Raw genomic sequence first — 19,217 nt, 5'->3', positions numbered from 1 at the left:
TTCATTCATACCTCTACTTGATCCTTCGTTTTTTTCTTTCGGAATCTCTCGCTCCAGAAAGGAGGTGTTCCAGCCGCACCTTCCGGTACGGCTACCTTGTTACGACTTAGCCCCAGTCACCAGTTTTACCCTAGGCCGATCCTCACGGTTACGGACTTCAGGTACTCCCGGCTCCCATGGCTTGACGGGCGGTGTGTACAAGGCCCGGGAACGTATTCACCGCGCCATGGCTGATGCGCGATTACTAGCGAATCCAGCTTCACGGAGTCGAGTTGCAGACTCCGATCCGAACTGAGACGTGGTTTGGAGATTAGCTCCTTGTCGCCAAGTGGCTGCTCTTTGTCCACGCCATTGTAACACGTGTGTCGCCCCGGATGTAAGGGCCGTGCTGATTTGACGTCATCCCCGCCTTCCTCACAGCTTACGCTGGCAGTCCCGCTAGAGTCCTCAACTCTACTTGTTAGTAACTAACGGCAAGGGTTGCGCTCGTTATGGCACTTAAGCCGACACCTCACGGCACGAGCTGACGACAACCATGCAGCACCTCGCACATCGCTATTGCTAGAAAATCAGTTTCCTGATTCGTCGCTGTGCGTTCAAACCCGGGTAAGGTTCCTCGCGTATCATCGAATTAAACCACATGTTCCTCCGCTTGTGCGGGCCCCCGTCAATTCCTTTGAGTTTCACCGTTGCCGGCGTACTCCCCAGGTGGATTACTTAACGCTTTCGCTGTAGAGCTTACACTATATCGCAAACTCCTAGTAATCATCGTTTACTGCGTGGACTACCAGGGTATCTAATCCTGTTTGATACCCACGCTTTCGTGCTTCAGTGTCAGTTATGGCTTGGCAAGCTGCCTTCGCAATCGGAGTTCTGCGTGATATCTATGCATTTCACCGCTACACCACGCATTCCGCCTACCTCAAACATACTCAAGTCTCCCAGTATCAATGGCAATTTTATGGTTAAGCCACAAACTTTCACCGCTGACTTAAGAAACCACCTACGCACCCTTTAAACCCAATAAATCCGGATAACGCTCGCATCCTCCGTATTACCGCGGCTGCTGGCACGGAGTTAGCCGATGCTTATTCATACGGTACATACAAAAAACCACTCGTGGCTCACTTTATTCCCGTATAAAAGAAGTTTACAAACCATAGATCCTTCATCCTTCACGCGACTTGGCTGGTTCAGCCTCTCGGCCATTGACCAATATTCCTCACTGCTGCCTCCCGTAGGAGTTTGGTCCGTGTCTCAGTACCAATGTGGGGGACCTTCCTCTCAGAACCCCTATCCATCGTCGGTTTGGTGGGCCGTTACCCCGCCAACTGCCTAATGGAACGCATGCCTATCTATCAGCGATGAATCTTTAACAAATATTCCCATGCGGGACCCCTGTTTCATGGAGCATTAATTCATCTTTCGATGAGCTATTCTCCTCTGATAGGTAAGTTGCATACGCGTTACTCACCCGTGCGCCGGTCGCCGGCAGAGTATTGCTACTCCCCGATGCCCCTCGACTTGCATGTGTTAAGCCTGTCGCTAGCGTTCATCCTGAGCCAGGATCAAACTCTTCGTTGTTGAAATTGTTTTATGTCTTTGCTCAAGATTCCGTCTTTCCTTCAGGTTCAAGTATTATTGACGGTATTCATTCTAAATACTTGTACTACTGTTGTATATGTAATTTTCTCAAAGAACTCTTCTCAATCGGTTTCTTGCGAAACGTGGTGCAAAGGTAAGGATTTTTATTTTTATCTTCCAAATTTTTTCGAAGTTTTTTTCGATTTATTTTTTCGGAAGACCTCCGGGCGGACATCGGATATCTGCTTGGATTCTTCCAACCTCATCCTCTTTCCTCTCCGGGTCCTTAACCCGTTCCATCATGTTGTCTCACGCATCTCTCTCGATTGCGGGTGCAAAAGTACTGCTTTATAACATATCTTCCAAATGTTTTTGCTACTTTTTTCTATTTATTTTTCACCTTCCTTGATTGTCAGGATGTTATAAACACACTTTTTCTTCCCCGTTCTTTTGGCTTGACCCAAAAGAACCAAATTTGCTTTACGCCTTCTCCGTTAGGCCGGTCATTTTTCCCTTTTATTTTCCTCTCTTTCCTCTTATTTTTCCTTCCTTTAATTCTCAATTTTCAATCCTCCATTCTCAATTGACCAAAAGCCGGCGTGTTTTTATCATTTCTCGCCGGCTTTTCTCCAATATACGCCGGCTTTTTTCTATTTCCTGCCTACCTTCTAGAAACAAATGAACGGGAATCGATTTCGATCCTCGGCGGATTTAATTTCGATTCCCGTTTATCTTTCCCGGTATTCTTTCTTATATACCTTATAATAGCAATAGCTAATTTCTTTTTATACCCTTCACACATCTAGACATTTTATTAATAATCAATCACTTTCTGTGAAGGATGTGAAGATGAAAGCAATTTACTCCAGATCACTATCCTCTTCTCCCCCATACACTTCCAACAGATTCATTAATTCTTTAAATGCAGTGATTGAAATGGATTCTTGTTCGCCGGTTGGTGAGAGTAAGAGGAGTTCCTGCTTCCCTAAGAAGAAGGCTTCTTCGTAGATGTATTGGAAAAAAGGCTGATATCGCTGGAATCCTTTCAGGCTTTTCCCGGTCTTTATCCATTCCGTTACGTATTTATATTTAATGAAGCATGCCTGCGCCCGCTCTTTATCGGTTTTGTACCCATCGCCCCGATTGGGTAAGTGGGCATCGATCCGATATAAATAATCCAGGCGCTCCGGATTTTTCTTCCAGGCCTGATAGAAAAGGAGAATGGCTCCCTGCTCTTGTCCGTCTCGCCATAATGTTTCTCCCCGGGAAACCAATAACAGATTTACCCAGGCCGGAGCTGGTTGCATCAGTTGTTCTGCCTGCTTGAACAGACGAAAGGCCTGCTTCCGGTCGTAGGTCATTCCTAAAGCGGCTCCCAACAGCAGGGTGGTTTCAATATCTGTCGTATCACGACTATAGGCTTTTTCCAATAGAGGAATGGATTGTAATTGCCGGCCGGCATAATAACGGGAAGCAGCGGCATATTTCAGATTCAGAAAAGTAGAATCGCCTTCTTGTAACAAGAACTGATACAATGAATCGGCCTCATTGTAGGATTTATGCATGAAACAGGCCATCGCCTTACTTTTGATCAAGACCCGGTTGCCCGGATTATACTTGAGAGCGGTATCACACACCTGCACAGCTGTTTCTATATTCGCATCACCCAAACGAAGCAGACAGTTGACAAAGCCATTGGCTACACCTACATGTTCCCGGTTTGCCATGAAAGCATTATAATAACAGGCGGTAGCTGCCAGCAAAGAATCCATTTTCAAGTAACAATCGGCCAGCTGGCTATATACCAACGGATTGACTTGTGTAGTATCTTGCTGCTGAATCCACTTGTATTGCTTGATTGCTTGCGGATAGTTTCCTTCCATCGCATACAGGCGCGCCAGCTGATAGTTGGCATAAAAATTCGTACTGTCCTGCCGAAGTGTCTTTTGGAAAAACGAACGTGCCTCGCCTGTCTTTCCCATATTCATCGATACACGCGCCATCGCATTGATGGCTTCTACGGAAGTTGAATCCAATGCCAGGCAACGCTGATAAACCGGGTAAGCGGATTGATAGTCCAGGCATTCTTCCAATCGGCGTCCTTCCCGTAGCAATTGTTCCTGTTCGGTTAACGACTGACACCAGCTCTCCCAAGAGAAGAGTCCACACAAAACAAAAATATATACCAGCTGTCTCATAAGGCTTTTTCAATTTAGGTATGAAAGATCATCATTAAAGACGGAAACGGGATGTATCGACTTCTTTTTGTTTCTTTTCTTTATAACCACCGAAACGATACACGAAATGTATAGTCACACTCCGGTTATAAAAGGAGTTATCCATGTCCAGATATTGTCCTTTGAAACGGACTTCTGTTTTGGGATAACCGGTATTCAGCAGATCATTTCCCCGGATAGAGATGGAAGCTTTCTCATGGGCAAAGGTCCACTTGGCGGCAGCTTCCAGGTTAAACAACGGCTGGATATCGAACGTGCCTTGTATGGCAGCCGACTGATACCGGCCGTTTAATTCGAACGACACATGTTTTCCGACCTTGAATGTATTGTCGAGCCAAGTAACGAATACCCACTTCTTCCGGTTAAAGGGAATATCAAAATAATCATCACAACGCTGGTGCATCCGCATTCCCAAAGCATTGTATTTTGCCCGGTACCACGAACCAGCCGAAAAAGGAATATTGGCCACCACACCGTATTGACGCATGTAATCCCAGTTCTGCATTTTGTAAATCAAAGCCAGCCGATCGGACGCCTGATAAGGCGACTGCGTAAAGTAATCGTTTGTATGTTCGAAGAAGGCTGTCAAGAGATATTTCTGCTTCCAGATATACGTACCCGACAAGCCGTATTGATTGGCCGGACGTAAACCGGGTGTTCCGTGAATCTCGGAATAACCATCCAGATAACTGACAGCCGACTGCATCGACCAATAATCCGGATATGTCTTGTCTGACGATAAAGAGACTTGCAGCATGTGTTCCGGCTGAATCATCCAAAGGAACGAAGCCTGCGGATAAAAAGCCCATCGCCGGTAATTGCCCAATTCATAATATTCACCCGTTGTCGAAACAGAAAAGTGAGTGCCGTTTCCGAATTGCTTACCGAGCGATACATACAAATCTGCCGTATGTTCTTTCAGGTCGGAGTGCGTGTCTTGAGCATCTACAGCGCCCTGCACGTCCTGATAGACCTGATAATCCCGACTTCGGGCAAAATCATAAGACAAGCCATAACCCAAGGTCCAGTTTTCAGGTAAGGAATGCGACTGATCGGCATAAACCGTATATTTATCAATCTGCTGGCCACCGGATAGATTGAATGATTTCCGGCTGCCATCGGTATAATCCACCTGCATCTGCTGTGAATTGTCCATTCGATAAGCCGTATAATCACCGCCCAGCTCCAGACCAAAACCGGATGTATAGCGTAAAGAGACATTATGCAGTCGCTTATCGGTCTCTTTATTAAGCAAGCTTTCCTGGAAGTTCCCGGTTGTATAGGAATTTCCTTTATACGACGGCGTATAACTGCCGAAGTAAGATACATCCACCCGGTTCTTGTCATCCAAGTGATATTCGAAGGCTCCACGGAGATGATGTACCCATCCTTTTTCCCGGATTTCTTCCTCATTCCGGATATCATGGACTTGCCCTTGCAACATATGGCGCGAATACAAATCGATCTTCGTCATCTTCTTGTCGTTGGCTGTTCCATACATCACATCCACTGCCAGCTTGGGGGTTGTATAACGAAAGTTTGCATTCGCATTCCCGTCGTTGAAATACTGGTTCCGATAATCGGCCGAGACTTCACCGGAAAAGGAATGATCGGTTGCCTTCTTCAAGACGACATTGATGGCAGCCCCACGAACATGGTATTCAGGCGGCGCGCTATACATCACCTCGGCTTTTTCCACCCGATCGACCGGTGTATTCCGCAATAAGGTTTCCAATTGCGAAGCCGTCATGGTGGTGGGTTTTCCATTCAGTACGATGGTCAGAGACGAAGCTCCCGCCAACGACAATGTCCCGTCCTTCTCCGTAATCCCCGGCAGTTCGGCCAGAGCTTCGAAAGCATTGTTGACGATCCGTTGTTCTGCCAGAACCGACAAATCGTATCCTAATTTGCCGTCTTCCACCTGCACCAACGGGCGTTCGGCCGTAACGACCACTTCCTGCAAGGCACGGTCGTTTGCCGTTAAAGGGATGTCGCCGGTTTGTTCACTCGTGCCTGTCCATTCTTTAGGGGCATATGCCAAATGCTGCAAGACCAAGCGATAAGGAAATACCGCCGGATCAAAACAGAAAATACCCGTTGTGTCGGTCACGACGGCCCCGACAAACGTAGAATCCGAACGCTGTAACACTACCGATACGGCATCCAACGGTTTCCCGGCCTCATCCACCACACGCCCCGAAACCGTTTGTGCCTCTATCGCTCCGGCATAAACCAACAGCCAGCCGGCCACGATTCCCATCATCTTTCTTTTCATCTTCTTTCGTATTTAATCTGTAGCGAAAGTAGAAGTCGTTTTCCGAAGATTGGGTTATCAGTCTGTGATGTATTGTTATTTAGTGTTAGCAGGAATGCAGTTGGTTAATATCCGGAAAGTTGTATCTTTGTGCTCATGAGAATCTTCCTGGCACTTTTAATCATCGCTCTGGGCTGGATCATGCAAGGCTGTACGAATGAAACAGACCGTAACGCTATCCGGCAGATGGAACAGGCAGCTCCTTTGATGCAGTCTGATCCCGAGGCGGCTCATGTCCTGCTGGCAGATAGTGTTGCCCATCCGGAGTTGTTAAGTCCGGAGGTCAATGCCCGCTGGTGCCTGATGTTATGCCAACTGGCTGATTCGATTGGCACGCCGTTGCCCCTTATGGATGATTTGGATCGGGCCCGGTATTATTGGGAAAGGAAAGGGAATTCTCATAAACAAGCTTTAGCCAACTACTATCTGGGCAGGAAACTGAAGGAGGAAAAATTGATAAAACCAGCTTTGAAGATTCTATTGGATGCAGTCAAATTCTGCTCAGAAGGAAACGACATAGAGCTATTAGGTTTTATCTATACCTATATTGCAGAGTTATACTATGAGCAATATGATTTCCAGTTGGCAAAAGATAAGTTCTTAGAAGCTGCCTCTTATTTTGAGAAAGCGGGAAATAAAAGAAGTAAAGCTTTTGCCAAAGTAAATGCAGCCCACATGTATGCGGCAATGGATTCCATGCAGATTGCGTTTGCATATATGCACCAGGCGGATTCAGTCTTGTGTGCATTGGGAGATTCGAGCGATTTATCAACATTGTATAATAATTGGGGAAATATCTATGCGATGCAAGGCGAACTGGATATAGCCAAGGCATATTTACAGAAATCGATTGCTTACTGTCCGGAAGAATCGGCACATACATATTCCGCACTAGGCAGACTTTCTTTAGAAACAGATAGTATCGAACAAGCCGAACAGTATTTTGAAAAAGCGAAAGGACCAACAGAAAACCCTTATACGCATACCGAGTTATACTATCATTTGTCGGAATTAGAAGAAAAGAAAGGGAATATAAACCAAGCATTGGCCTATATGCGGCAATATGTAGATTCCACGAATGCGGATATATTGGCAAGAAAAGAGACGAATTTGCAGGAAGTAGAAACTTTGTTCGATCGCAAACAAATGATGCATGAGAACGCCAAGTTACATCAAAAGTCGAAAAGCATTCGTTCTTATCTGATAGGAAGCCTCTTCTTGTTACTTCTTCTTTCTGTATTTTACGTTTATCGCCTAGGTCGTAAAAACCGGCGAATTATCCAATTGACGGATGAATTGCAGGAGCAGAAAAGTCATTTACTTGAACAACAAATGGCGTTGGATAGTCTTTCCTGCCAACTAAAAGCTGTCCAACAAGACAATCAGGAAGAGCTGCGCCAGAAACAAAGTGAATACAATCAGAAAGCACAGGAAGTGGAACTACTAAAGCAGCAATATATTCAACAACGGCAATATTTACTACAGGAATCAACTATCTACAAGAAGATACAGAAATCAGTATCTACACCAAATCCCGATCATAAAGAACTACTGACTGACAAAGACTGGAAGGCTATTTATAAATGTATAGACACGATGTATCCCAGTCTGTCCGAACGTCTGGTTCTGGCCGGTATTACCCCAACCGAAAAGAAATATTGCTACCTGTCATTTTTCCAATTAGATTCCAAGCAAGAGGCTTTCCTGCTAAACGTAAACATTGATACACCCTATAAAAACCGCACGCGCATCCGCCAGAAGTTGAAAATAACCGGCTCGGAAGAGAAATTGTACGAACATTTAGCCTTATGGGGATAACTCGTTGATAACTAACCAATCTCAACGAAGAAAGAAGAATACGTTGTCCTGTATCTTTCTTTTAACTTCTTGATAATCAAATATACCTTGTCCTGTATAAAAGTACAGAAAACTTTGGCTGTATGCGGATAGAATTGTTCTTTTGTCTATGGTTTAAGCTATGTATAAGATGAAAAGGTTGATTAGAATGAAAAAAGTATTATTTCTTTTGTTGTTGATTTCTTCTTCTGTCTTTGCACAGAAAGTGGAGCATGGATTATTAGTAGGTGGAGGCGTCGGTTTCCCCATGCAAGACGGATCGGTATATAGTCCCGAACCTCGTTATGGCTATATTAATGACGTAAAAGGCAATGGAATGATCGGGTATCGATTCCGTTTCTTACCCCAGCAACAGTCGTTTATTGATTTGGATGCTACGATCGGATTCCAAGGAATGCAGGTCTATAAATACAAAGCTGCTCAACTTGGAGATATCGACAAAGTAAAACCCGGAGATTACGTTATTCCCCCCGGAGAAAGTTTTACTGATTTCATTATGCCCATTTCTGTAACTGCCACATGGAATTACCGGATTACGGATAAGTTTCATGCAGGTTTTGGTGCTGCACCAACGCTCTATGTACAACCTCAAACTGTATTTGATGTCAGTATTGTAGCTAAATTAGGGTATCGCATCAGCAAACGCTGTGAGTTAGGTCTATCTTACCAATATGGTTTATTGGATGTACTGAAACATTTTAATGTCGGACCGGCTATGGGACGACGTGGTCATTTTTCAGACCTGATGTTATCTGTTTACATTCCTTTCTCTATAAAATGAATCCATATACACTGATTTACCCGATGGCTTTGAAAGTAGTATAAAACCACGCTACATAGCGTTGGGTGTCGACGTAGTATTGCGTCGATGCCCGACGCAATATTGCGCTAACACTCGACGCAACGTTACGCTAACACCCGACGCACTATTGCGCTACCGGTTGACGCAACATTACGTTTACATATCATGCTCAATTTCGAACGATAAAATGTTTTTCAAGTATTACTAACTGAGATAGATAAAGAAAGTTTCTATCTTTGTGCCCATGAGAATCTTCCTGGCACTTTTAGTCATCATTCTGGGCTGGATCACGCAAGGCTGCACGAATGAAGCTGACCGCAACGCCATCCGGCAAATGGAACAGGCAGCACCTTTGATGCAGTCTGATCCTGAGGCGGCTCATGTCCTGTTGACAGACAGTGTTGCCCATCCGGAATTATTAAGCCCAGAAGTCAATGCCCGATGGTGCCTTATGCTATGCCAACTGGCCGATTCGATTGACACGCCGCTACCCTATGTGCCCCAAATGAAGCGGGCATACCAGTATGTGAAACGACACGGCACAGTAGATGAACAACTGCAAGCCGCCCTTTATTTAGGCCGTACCTATATGGACGATTTGGATCAGGAAGCCGCCTTGCGGACTTACACCGAAGCCCTGCAACAAAGTATTCTGGAAAATAAGCCGAACCAGTCGGGTTATATCTCCAGTTATATGGGCGATGTGTATCAGTTTCAAGGCATGTACCAGCAGGCTGTCGAGAAATACCTAACGGCTTCCCGTTATTTCCGGCAGGCCGGCAACTATCGAAGCCAAGGTATTGCATATATAGATGCCAGCCGGAATTATACATTACTAGACTCGCTGGATATCGCTTTGACGTATATGCTGCATGCAGATTCAATGATGGTTTTGTATGGTGATTCCATGGATCGGGCTGGAACATTGAATGGATTGGGGAATATCTATACGGAAAAAGGTTATTATCCGGAAGCTGAAATGTATTTAAAATCCGCAATTGATTGGGATAAAGCAGATGTAGCTCCCAGTTATTTAGCATTAGCAAAACTCGAACTGTTAAAACAGAATTATGTGCAGGCTCGTTTTTACTTGAAGCAGGCAAAGAGTCCTACTCATAACAAAGGTACAGCCATTGAAATACCTTATCAATCTTATTTAATTGAAAAACAAGAAGGAAATACCACAAAAGCATTAGCCGAACTGGAAAATTATGTTACCATATCTGATTCCATTTTATGGCTAAGAAACAATGCTGAAATAAATGGTTTGGAAGATAAATACGCATACACAAGAGTTCTTTCTGAGAACATGCATCTGCGGGAAGTCCGTTCAGATCAATTCAAACTCTTGATCATTGCTTTATTGATTATTTTATGTATGGCTTTAGCTTATCGATTATTGATTGTCCGCAAAAATCTGAAAATAGCCCAGCAAGCGGATGAATTGCAAGAGCAGAAAAGTCATTTGCTCGAACAACAAATGGCGTTGGATAGTCTTTCCCGCCAACTAAAAGCTGCCCAACAGGACAATCAGGAAGAGCTACGCCAGAAACAAAGTGAATACGATCAGAAAGCACAAGAAGTGGAAATGCTGAAGCAGCAATATATTCAACAACGGCAATATTTACTACAGGAATCAACTATTTATAAGAAGATACAGAAATCAGTATCTACACCAAATCCCGATCATAAAGAACTACTGACTGACAAAGACTGGAAAGCCCTTTATAAATGTATAGACACGATGTATCCCAGTCTGTCCGAACGTCTGGTTCTGGCCGGTATTACCCCGACCGAAAAGAAATATTGCTATCTGTCGTTTTTCCAATTAGACTCCAAACAAGAGGCTTTCCTGTTAAACGTCAACATTGATACACCGTATAAAAACCGCACGCGTATCCGCCAGAAGCTGAAAATAACCGGTTCGGAAGAGAAATTGCACGAACATTTAGCTTTATGGGGATAACTCGTTGATAACTAACCGATCTCAACAAAGAAAGAATAATACGCTGTCCTGCATCTTTTGTTTAACTCCTTGATAATCAAACACACCTTGTCCTGTATAAAAGTACAGAAAACTTTGGCTGTATGCGGATAGAATTGTTCTTTTGCCCATGATTTAAACAAATATGAATATGCATCAGATGAAAAGATTAGTTGCGTTAATAGTGGTTTGCTTTGTAACAACCTACCTTTCTGCACAGGAAAAAGGTATTGAGTTTACACCGAGAATAGGTTTCTCGATAGGAAATTCTGATATATCAAATGAATTAGGATTAAATCTTGGAGGGCAACTATCTGTTCCTATTAGCCAGCGCTTTTCAATCGATCCTGGTGTGTCATTTATATGTATGAAGTCCAGCACTGAAAATATGAATACATTATTAATTCCAGTTTATGCTTCCTACAAAATTCCTATCCAGCAAGTGAATTTGGATTTGAAAGTTGGACCTTGTGCCCAATTTACTCATTCTATGGATGTAGGCGGATCTGCAGAAATAGGAGTAGCATACCAGAAGTGGGTTATGGCAGTCAATGGATATTTTAATTTTATTGATGGCCAGAATCCATCAGTATTCAGTTTATCCTTCGGATATAAATTTTCTCTAAAATAATTTATTGGCTTTCTACACCATAAAAGGCAATAGAGGCCCAATATCTATTACCGCCGAAGAGAGAATGGAGTGAATATTTTCTATTTAAATAATTGTGCGTATGAAAAAAGTATTATTTCTTTTGTTGTTGATCTCTTCTTCAGTCTTTGCACAGAAAGTAGAACATGGTATTTTAGCCGGAGCCTCTTTAGGTTTCCCGCTGCAAGACAAAAATGAAACACCAGCTCCACCAGCAAATGATTTCTTCTTGTATAATAACGACCTCTTCGGCGGTGGTATGATCGGATATCGATTCCGTTTTTTACCCGAGCAAAAATCATTCTTCGATTTGGATCTTACTGCCGGATTCCAGAGCCTAGGAGCATTTAAATACAAACCGTATATGAACGGTGGAGATCCCAATAACGGATACGGTCACTTTGATGGAGAAGACATCAATGATTTCCTGTTGCCGATAGCCGTGACTGCTACTTGGAATTACCGGATTACAGACAAGTTCCATGCAGGTTTGGGAGTTGCTCCGAAACTTTATGTACAACCACATGCCGCCTTCGATTTATCGGTTGTCGCTAAAATGGGCTACCGGGTTTGCAAGCATTTCGAATTAGGACTATCTTACCAGTATGGTTGTCTGAATGTGATGAAACATTTCAATGATAGTAAATCACAAGGTCGTAAAGGACATTTATCAGACTTGATGTTATCCGTTTACATCCCTTTCTCTGTTAAATAACTCATGCATGGATGACACCGTAAAGAATTGACAATGGTCGATTGACAATTCTCAATTATAAAAAGGCACGGATTGCGCGGAAAACACGGTTTTAAATAATTATTATCCGTGTTAATCAGCGAAATCCGTGCCTAATTTCTTATTAGCAATAATTGTCTATTATCGTTCGTCAATTCTTCAATCTGTACAGATTCAGAGTGTAAACCTAGACTTCTTCCGTTCTTTTGGATCAAGCCAGAAAGAACGATGACACACGACTGTTATTTAGTGTTACCACGCTTCCAACCCTCGCCAAAAGCCGTTACATTTGTCGGCATGAAAATACAGATGCACTTGATTATCCTATTCGTGACCCTCTCTATCTTAGGGATCTTCTTTTTCCAAGGCTATTGGCTCTGGAACCAATATACCATGGAAAGCCGGCAGATGCACGAACGCATCGACCTGCTATTCAAGCAATCCATTGCCGAAGTACTGGCTATTCAAGTAGAAGACATGGGACGCGACACTTCGGCTACTGCCCGCCACGGGACACTCGAAATCGGTATCAGCGCCGACAGCCTGAGCCGTGCTCAAAGTCAGCCGGGCAGACGAGTAGTTCGCTATTACCGCAATACGATATTCAATCCGGAAGAAGGGAGCAACGATGCCCCACTGGTCTTTACCAAAGAATACTACAAGGAAAGTTACGACGCCTTGCGCCTGGCCGGAACAGCCGGTATCTTTGAGATGGTCAATACACTGAAGCCGATACAGATCAACCAGATTGACAGTGTGTGGGGTATTCATCTCCGGCAGGAAGGTATTCAGGCAGTACATTTTGTGGATGCATTGTTTGGCAGAGATACAGTCATCGACTCGTCCCGTCCGCTGAACCTCGAACCCAAACACCTCATCCCGACACAACGTATCAGTACATCCATGACTGAACAATTCGGATTGCAAGGTTATATTGTCAATGCAAACTGGATCATATATAAACAGATGATCTTCTCGTTTGCGGCCTCGCTTCTCTTTGTACTGATCACGTCGGCTTGCTATGCCTATCTGATCCGTACCATCTTACGACAGAAGACGGTGGCGCAAATCAAGAACGACTTTGTCAACAACATGACGCACGAGTTGAAAACACCCATTACCGTGACTTATTCAGCCATTGATGCCCTGCAGACATTCAACCTGGTAGAACAAAAGGAGAAACGCGAGGCCTATTTCAATCTGTGCAAGCAGCAGCTCAAGCATCTGACAGAGCTGGTGGAAAAGATCCTGAGCATGGCGGTTGACGAGCGGAAGAACTTCCGCCTGCAACGCGAAGTATTCCGTCTTGCTCCTCTCATCGAGCAACTGATACGTCCTTTGGAGCTGCGTACTTCCAAACCGGTCCATATCCGATTGACGGATGAAACTGAACCGACTGAAATAGATGCTGATCCGCTACACCTGAAACAGATGTTAGAGAACTTGCTGGATAATGCCGTCAAATATTCGGGTGAGGAAGTCCACATCGACATCTGTATCCGGCAGACGGCGAATGCGACTGAAATACGCGTCACAGACGACGGTATCGGTATTGCCCCCAGTCAGCAGGAACGCATCTTCGAACGCTTTTACCGCGTCGGGAACGGCGACAGACACGACGTGAAAGGTTTCGGCCTCGGACTGAGTTATGCCAAAGACATGGCCGAACGGCACGGAGGCAGCATCCACGTAGAAAGCCGCGAACACCACGGCAGTACATTCACCCTGATAATTCCTTTTAGACATGATACACGTATTACTGGCAGAAGATGAAATCGCCTTGGCCAAGATCATTAAAGACAGCCTCGAAAGCAGGGGCGAGTTTCAGATCAGTATCGCCTCCAACGGCGAAGAAGCCTTGAATCTGTTCCGGCAAGTCCGACCCGATGTGCTTGTTCTCGATGTGATGATGCCGCGCCTCGATGGTTTCAACCTCGCCAAGATGATCCGGCAGATCGACCGGCAAATTCCGATCCTGTTCCTGACTGCCCGCTCTTCCCTTGACGATTTAGTGACCGGATTCAAGTTAGGAGGTAACGATTACCTGAAGAAACCCTTCGAGATGGAAGAACTGATGGTGCGTATCCAGGCATTGGCGCACCGTCCCATCTCCGTACCCGAACGGGAGGAAGTCAAGGAATACGAAATCGGGCGATATCGTTTCCACGTAACTCATCAGACCTTGGAAATAGACGGACAGACCGAAACTCTTTCATTCCGCGAATGTGAAATCCTGCGGATGCTCTGCCAGCAGAAGAACGAAGTTCTGCAACGCCGTCCCGTCCTGCTGGAACTGTGGGGCGACGACAACTTCTTCAATGCCCGCAGCATGGACGTTTTCATCACCAAGCTCCGCAAGAAACTAAAAGCCGATCCCTCGGTACAGATTGTCAATATCCGGGGAATCGGCTACAAGCTAATTGTATAATCATTGATAAGCTATAATGTCACAACAAAGGTTGTCAACGAACGGGCCGGTGCCTGATAGGAAAGCACACCGTTACGGACCTTCACGGCAGGCAGGGCTTGGCAATCTTCCTCCTGACTGGTACGCCAAACTCGGACTTCCGGCTTGGCAGAACGGAACTTCTCCAAAGAGATCGTAGCCGTCTGTTCCTGGTCTGAGGTATTCAGCCAGGTAAAGACCAGTTCCTTTCCTGACGGAGAAACAGCTGCCAAAACTTGATCATGCCCTGACTCGATAAACGTATATCCTTGCTTGAAGAAACGGGTAATCTGCATCCGTACGTAGAAGTTCTTGATCGGTCGATATACCTGCGTCTGGAAATTTCCCCGCAATACACACCATTCATTATTATTCTCTTCCATGATCTGCCAGTCCAGCCAGGCTTGTGGACGCATGATCCGCATATCATCAAAGAGTTTCTGTACGAGTAGCAAATTACTTTCCAGTCCCGAGCCACCCGAAGGTCCAGTCTCCGACTGCCAGAACGGCTTTCCGGCACGGGCAACCAGTTCACGAACTTGCAAGCGTTCTTCATTCGTACCACTATAGGTATGCGTATTCAGCTGCCCCAGTTTTTCCCAAATATCACCGGCTTCTTCATATGCCTGCTGTACCTTGAGGAAATGATTCAGGTTCGTTTCATCGGAAGCCGAGATCACCGTCTTCAATCCCGATTCCTTCAACATCGGATACAACTTCCGGATAATCCGGATCTGCGTCTGCGGTTCAAAATGGCAACCTTCCTGCGAACCCTCAGCATACCAGTAATTCGAATACGATTCATTAAATGGTTCCAATGTCTTGAAATCTATCTGATAAGTATCCTTGTAATGCTTGCAAACATCAATCAGATATTGGCAAAACATCTCTTCATATTCCGGCTTCAGATTGTCTTTCGAAGGATCCGTATATCCTGCCGCGCAACCGCTCACCGTCATCCAATAAGGCGCTGAATTGGAAAAAGCCTCAAACACAGCATCCGGTCTTTTCTCCTTAATCTTGAGCAGGATCTTCCGTTGTGCCGCATCCGCATTCCAGTCATACGGAGCCTCAGGCGATGCCTTGAAACCTTCCATCTCTGCCCTTTTCCCCTTTCCTTTCACCATGTGTCCGTCGGCATGCGACGGATCATCTCCGCCTCCGATATTATACCGGAAGATGTTCATGTTCAACTGATCCGGTGAAGTCAGCATTTCCACAATCGAATCGACCTTTGCCTCATCCCATTTTCCCACCTGAGCAGCCCACCAGCATAACGAACTGCCCCAACCTTCTAGGGATTGATATGTCATTTCAGGCTGTAGTACTACTGTATCCTTCGGTTGCACCACATTCTCTGCCATACCATGTGAGCTGAACCAAGCCAGCCCCACCATCGCCATCACTAATTTTTTCATCTTACTATTATTAGATTTGTATATAGGCAAAGATAAAAAGGTTTTCGAAATAAATTCTTCACAGACAGCAGGTGTTTTACACCTCATACTTCATCTGATACCGCTTATAAAAGATAAAGGCCAAGATAAAACCAATCAAAGCAAATGGAATACCAACCAACGCTGTATATCGATAGTCATGTGTAACAACCAAACCTCCGGCATAGGCTCCAACCGCATTTCCTAAATTAAATGCCATCTGGACGCACGCTCCACCCAACATTTCTCCGCCAGGAGCGACCCGGATAATCAGTAATTGCTCCGGACTTGATACAGCAAACAGACCAGCCGTACACAGGATCATCAACAATACAGACATCCAAGGGTTGGACGCTAAGAAGAAAATAGCCAGCAAAGTCAGACAAATCCCAGCCTGCACAAACATTGTCACGCGACCAGGAGTATAACGGTCTGACATACGTCCGCTGATCAGATTTCCAGCTACCATACCAAAACCGGCCAAAACCATTAATGCCGAAATGCTACTATCCGAAAAACCGGAAACATGAGTTAGTAACGGACTAATATAACTATACCAGCAAAAAACACCGCCGTTGCCTAAAGCCGTTGCTCCCAAGAGAATCCACGGAGCTGGCTTGCGGAGAAAGCGGAATTGCCCCTTAAAGCCCGTATCCTGCAAACCTTCTACAAAAGGGACCCAACGACCGATATAATAGAGAACGATTACACCCCAAAAGGCCACCAACAAAAAGGTTACACGCCACGAAAGCATATGGCTCAATGAAGTTCCCAACGGCACGCCAAACAAATTGGCAACAGTCATTCCCGCAATCATAATGGAAACAGCTTCCGAACTCTTTCCTTTGTCTGCCAACTTCGAGGCAACAATCGAAGCCACTCCAAAATAAGCGCCATGAGGTAAGCCGGAAACAAAACGTCCTAACATCAGAATCCAATAATTAGGAGCCAGCGAAGCACACAGATTTCCGACGATAATCAGCGTCACCAAGGCCATCAAAATCTGTTTGAGTGGTCTTTTCCGAGCTAAGATTAAAACCGGAGCTCCACAACAAACACCTAAAGCGTATGCAGATATAAAATGTCCGGCTTTCGCAATGCTTATCCCGAAATCAGAAGCAACGTAAGGAAGTATTCCCATCATCGTAAATTCGGCTATACCCAGGGCCAATGTACCAAAAGCCAAAGCGATAAGACTCTTTTTCATCTTAATTTCTATCTTTATAACCTAAACAATAACTATCTCTCTTCTATTACAGTCAAATAAAGCCCATCAGACTTTTCTCCTTTTAAAGCCGCAAAATTACACTTATGTTCTTAAACACAAAATCAATCTTTCCTTGTTTTATCAACAATTAACGCATTGAGGGTAAAAGAACAAGATAGGACGTTTTAATAAAAATGTCCAACACACTAGCTTTAGCACAGCTGTCGAAAAGCTTTACCATATATGTCAAAAAGCTTTTTCATATATATCGAAAAGTTTTTCGACAATTGTCAAACAATTAATAGCCGGCGTCTGTTATATTAATTAGTAATAACTAAATTAATTCAATACCCGTATGAGTGCAGAATATGCTTTATTTAAGAATCCGAATCCGAATAAGGACGACGAAAAGACTACGCTCCATGCCAGAATTGTCGGAGGAACAGTGGTCGATACCGAACATATTATTGAAGAGCTGAAAGAGGCCTCGTCTTTCTCGCCGGGAGACATCAAAGGTTTGTTGCAGTCGCTGGCCGATTATCTGGTGCATCATCTGAAACAAGGTGATGAAGTGGATCTGGAAGGTATCGGGCATTTCAGCGTATCACTTTCTTGTTCGAAAAAAGCCGCAACCCCTAAAGAAATCCGGGCTGATGACATTCACTTCAAGGCTGTCAATTTCAGATGTTCCAAGAAAATAACCCAACGGTTAAAAGGAATGGAACTGAAACGCCGCCCGAATACCTCCGACAATCCGACTTACGACCAGAAAACCCGCTTAGCTAATATCCAAAAGTACCTGGAAACGCATGATTCCATCATGAGTTCACAGTGCATGGGTATCAATGCCTGCAGCCGCTACACGGCACTCAAAGACATAGATGAGCTGATCCGTGCGGGTGTCATCAAAAAAATTGGCCGGCAGAAAACGGCTATTTACATTTTATCCGACTCTACTTTATGAAATACGCGCATATTCTGTTTGGGCTTCTACTGGGATTGGTGGCGTCAACCGTCAATGCCCAATATCGTACTGATATGCTGGATGACAATTATCAGCAGCAGACTTTTGTAATGCCCGACGACTATGAGGGGAAAACGGTCTGCACGCTTGTCAGGAAAGCCCAGCCACAAGCAGGGCGAAAGGCCGTTCTGTATATCCATGGTTACAACGATTATTTCTTCCAGGCGCAACTGGGCGACAGTGTGATTGCACATGGATATAACTTCTATGCGCTCGACCTTCGCAAATACGGCCGTTCTCTGCTGTCTAACCAGGATGCTTTTTACTGCAAGAGCTTGAAAGAATATTTTGCGGATATAGATACAGCCATAGCCTGTATGCAAAAAGAAGGAAACCGGGAAATTATCCTGATGGGACATTCGACAGGCGGACTGATTTCGTCTTATTATCTGAAGTATCATCCACAAGCTCCTGTCTGCGGACTGGTGTTGAACAGTCCGTTTCTCGACTGGAATTTCGGCTGGTTCATGGAGTCGATCCTCATCCCGTCAGTATCATTCATCGGCAAGTATTTTCCGGACTGGATCATTCAAGGGACCAGTGGCGATGCTTCGTATGCCAAAAGTCTGTTGAAAGCATTCAAGGGTGAATGGATATTCGATACTTCACTAAAGATGCCGTTGGGCTATCCTAAAAAAGCCGGCTGGATAAGGGCCATTCATACAGCGCAGCAAGACATTCAGGAAAGCTGTGCCATCCAATGTCCTATCCTGCTGCTCTCTTCTACCCGGTCGTATCCGGAGACAGATGAATGGCACGATGAGTATATGTCTTCAGACATCGTCCTTTCGGTTGATGATATCCAAAAGTTCGGAAAGCGGCTGGGACCAAACGTAACGGCCAGGCAAATAGAAGGAGGCATTCACGACTTGATCCTGTCACCCAAACCGGCTCGCGACCATACATATCAGATTCTGTTCGGCTGGCTGGATTCGATAAAATAA

The 19,217-nt window shown here is 44.8% G+C and carries 13 protein-coding genes and 1 rRNA gene; 9 read left to right on the top strand and 5 right to left on the bottom strand.

All coding sequences use genetic code 11. The features are described 5' to 3' along the window. Positions 1 to 57: 57 nt before the first annotated feature. The 3 genes from NEE14_RS14570 to NEE14_RS14560 all read right to left on the bottom strand — a co-directional run bounded on the left by NEE14_RS14570 (position 58) and on the right by NEE14_RS14560 (position 6,096). A 16S ribosomal RNA gene (locus tag NEE14_RS14570) occupies positions 58 to 1,584 on the bottom strand. 860 nt (positions 1,585 to 2,444) lie between these two features. Further along, a complete protein-coding gene (locus tag NEE14_RS14565) occupies positions 2,445 to 3,782 on the bottom strand; it encodes a tetratricopeptide repeat protein (RefSeq protein ID WP_251967321.1) in 1,338 nt (445 codons plus the stop codon). A 34-nt stretch (positions 3,783 to 3,816) separates the two neighbouring features. Continuing rightward, positions 3,817 to 6,096, bottom strand: a complete 2,280-nt coding sequence (locus NEE14_RS14560) for an outer membrane beta-barrel family protein (RefSeq protein ID WP_251967320.1) — start codon at positions 6,094 to 6,096, stop codon at positions 3,817 to 3,819. A 135-nt stretch (positions 6,097 to 6,231) separates the two neighbouring features. Here NEE14_RS14560 and NEE14_RS14555 point away from each other — a divergent pair, with 135 nt between their 5' ends. The 7 genes from NEE14_RS14555 (at position 6,232) to NEE14_RS14525 (ending at position 14,588) form a co-directional block, all read left to right on the top strand. Next, positions 6,232 to 7,953 carry a hypothetical protein gene (locus NEE14_RS14555; RefSeq protein WP_338578747.1) on the top strand — a complete coding sequence of 574 codons (1,722 nt, stop codon included), beginning with the start codon at positions 6,232 to 6,234 and terminating at the stop codon, positions 7,951 to 7,953. A gap of 187 nt (positions 7,954 to 8,140) precedes the next feature. Beyond that, positions 8,141 to 8,773, top strand: coding sequence for a hypothetical protein (locus NEE14_RS14550; RefSeq protein WP_251967318.1), 633 nt, complete (start codon positions 8,141 to 8,143; stop codon positions 8,771 to 8,773). Positions 8,774 to 9,032: 259 nt separating this feature from the next. After that, a complete protein-coding gene (locus NEE14_RS14545) occupies positions 9,033 to 10,760 on the top strand; it encodes a hypothetical protein (protein ID WP_338578746.1) in 1,728 nt (575 codons plus the stop codon). Positions 10,761 to 10,938: 178 nt separating this feature from the next. Next, positions 10,939 to 11,409, top strand: coding sequence for a porin family protein (locus tag NEE14_RS14540; protein ID WP_251967316.1), 471 nt, complete (start codon positions 10,939 to 10,941; stop codon positions 11,407 to 11,409). A gap of 100 nt (positions 11,410 to 11,509) precedes the next feature. Continuing rightward, the gene (locus NEE14_RS14535; protein ID WP_251967315.1) at positions 11,510 to 12,142 is read left to right on the top strand and encodes a hypothetical protein; all 633 of its coding nucleotides are present in this window, start codon (positions 11,510 to 11,512) and stop codon (positions 12,140 to 12,142) included. 315 nt (positions 12,143 to 12,457) lie between these two features. Beyond that, positions 12,458 to 13,933, top strand: coding sequence for a sensor histidine kinase (locus NEE14_RS14530; protein ID WP_251967314.1), 1,476 nt, complete (start codon positions 12,458 to 12,460; stop codon positions 13,931 to 13,933). Further along, the gene (locus tag NEE14_RS14525) at positions 13,905 to 14,588 is read left to right on the top strand and encodes a response regulator transcription factor (RefSeq protein ID WP_251967313.1); all 684 of its coding nucleotides are present in this window, start codon (positions 13,905 to 13,907) and stop codon (positions 14,586 to 14,588) included. Before NEE14_RS14530 ends, NEE14_RS14525 begins: the two co-directional genes overlap by 29 nt. A gap of 11 nt (positions 14,589 to 14,599) precedes the next feature. On the opposite strand, the gene NEE14_RS14520 is transcribed toward NEE14_RS14525, so the two are convergent. Together NEE14_RS14520 and araJ are read right to left on the bottom strand one after the other, a co-directional pair. Continuing rightward, entirely contained in the window at positions 14,600 to 16,024 is a 1,425-nt protein-coding gene (locus NEE14_RS14520) for a glycoside hydrolase family 30 protein (RefSeq protein ID WP_251967312.1), read from the bottom strand. A gap of 76 nt (positions 16,025 to 16,100) precedes the next feature. Further along, positions 16,101 to 17,249 (bottom strand): MFS transporter AraJ, encoded by a 1,149-nt coding sequence (gene araJ / locus NEE14_RS14515; RefSeq protein WP_251967311.1) that lies wholly within the window; start codon positions 17,247 to 17,249, stop codon positions 16,101 to 16,103. A 355-nt stretch (positions 17,250 to 17,604) separates the two neighbouring features. Between araJ and NEE14_RS14510 the strand changes: the two genes are divergently transcribed. Next, positions 17,605 to 18,213 (top strand): HU family DNA-binding protein, encoded by a 609-nt coding sequence (locus NEE14_RS14510; protein ID WP_251967310.1) that lies wholly within the window; start codon positions 17,605 to 17,607, stop codon positions 18,211 to 18,213. Continuing rightward, complete coding sequence (locus NEE14_RS14505; protein WP_251967309.1) at positions 18,210 to 19,217, top strand: alpha/beta hydrolase; 1,008 nt, start codon at positions 18,210 to 18,212, stop codon at positions 19,215 to 19,217. Before NEE14_RS14510 ends, NEE14_RS14505 begins: the two co-directional genes overlap by 4 nt.

The sequence above is a fragment of the Parabacteroides sp. AD58 genome (genome assembly GCF_023744375.2).
Classification (GTDB): domain Bacteria; phylum Bacteroidota; class Bacteroidia; order Bacteroidales; family Tannerellaceae; genus Parabacteroides; species Parabacteroides absconsus.
This window is presented reverse-complemented; position numbering and strand designations above follow the sequence as displayed.

What these genes read in the sequence shown, in the direction of transcription:
- NEE14_RS14565 (WP_251967321.1), bottom strand. Translation starts at nt 3,782, where the DNA reads ATGAGACAGCTGGTATATATTTTTGTTTTGTGTGGACTCTTCTCTTGG.
- NEE14_RS14560 (WP_251967320.1), bottom strand. Translation starts at nt 6,096, where the DNA reads ATGAAAAGAAAGATGATGGGAATCGTGGCCGGCTGGCTGTTGGTTTAT.
- NEE14_RS14555 (WP_338578747.1), top strand. Translation starts at nt 6,232, where the DNA reads ATGAGAATCTTCCTGGCACTTTTAATCATCGCTCTGGGCTGGATCATG.
- NEE14_RS14550 (WP_251967318.1), top strand. Translation starts at nt 8,141, where the DNA reads ATGAAAAAAGTATTATTTCTTTTGTTGTTGATTTCTTCTTCTGTCTTT.
- NEE14_RS14540 (WP_251967316.1), top strand. Translation starts at nt 10,939, where the DNA reads ATGAAAAGATTAGTTGCGTTAATAGTGGTTTGCTTTGTAACAACCTAC.
- NEE14_RS14535 (WP_251967315.1), top strand. Translation starts at nt 11,510, where the DNA reads ATGAAAAAAGTATTATTTCTTTTGTTGTTGATCTCTTCTTCAGTCTTT.
- NEE14_RS14530 (WP_251967314.1), top strand. Translation starts at nt 12,458, where the DNA reads ATGAAAATACAGATGCACTTGATTATCCTATTCGTGACCCTCTCTATC.
- NEE14_RS14525 (WP_251967313.1), top strand. Translation starts at nt 13,905, where the DNA reads ATGATACACGTATTACTGGCAGAAGATGAAATCGCCTTGGCCAAGATC.
- NEE14_RS14520 (WP_251967312.1), bottom strand. Translation starts at nt 16,024, where the DNA reads ATGAAAAAATTAGTGATGGCGATGGTGGGGCTGGCTTGGTTCAGCTCA.
- araJ (WP_251967311.1), bottom strand. Translation starts at nt 17,249, where the DNA reads ATGAAAAAGAGTCTTATCGCTTTGGCTTTTGGTACATTGGCCCTGGGT.
- NEE14_RS14510 (WP_251967310.1), top strand. Translation starts at nt 17,605, where the DNA reads ATGAGTGCAGAATATGCTTTATTTAAGAATCCGAATCCGAATAAGGAC.
- NEE14_RS14505 (WP_251967309.1), top strand. Translation starts at nt 18,210, where the DNA reads ATGAAATACGCGCATATTCTGTTTGGGCTTCTACTGGGATTGGTGGCG.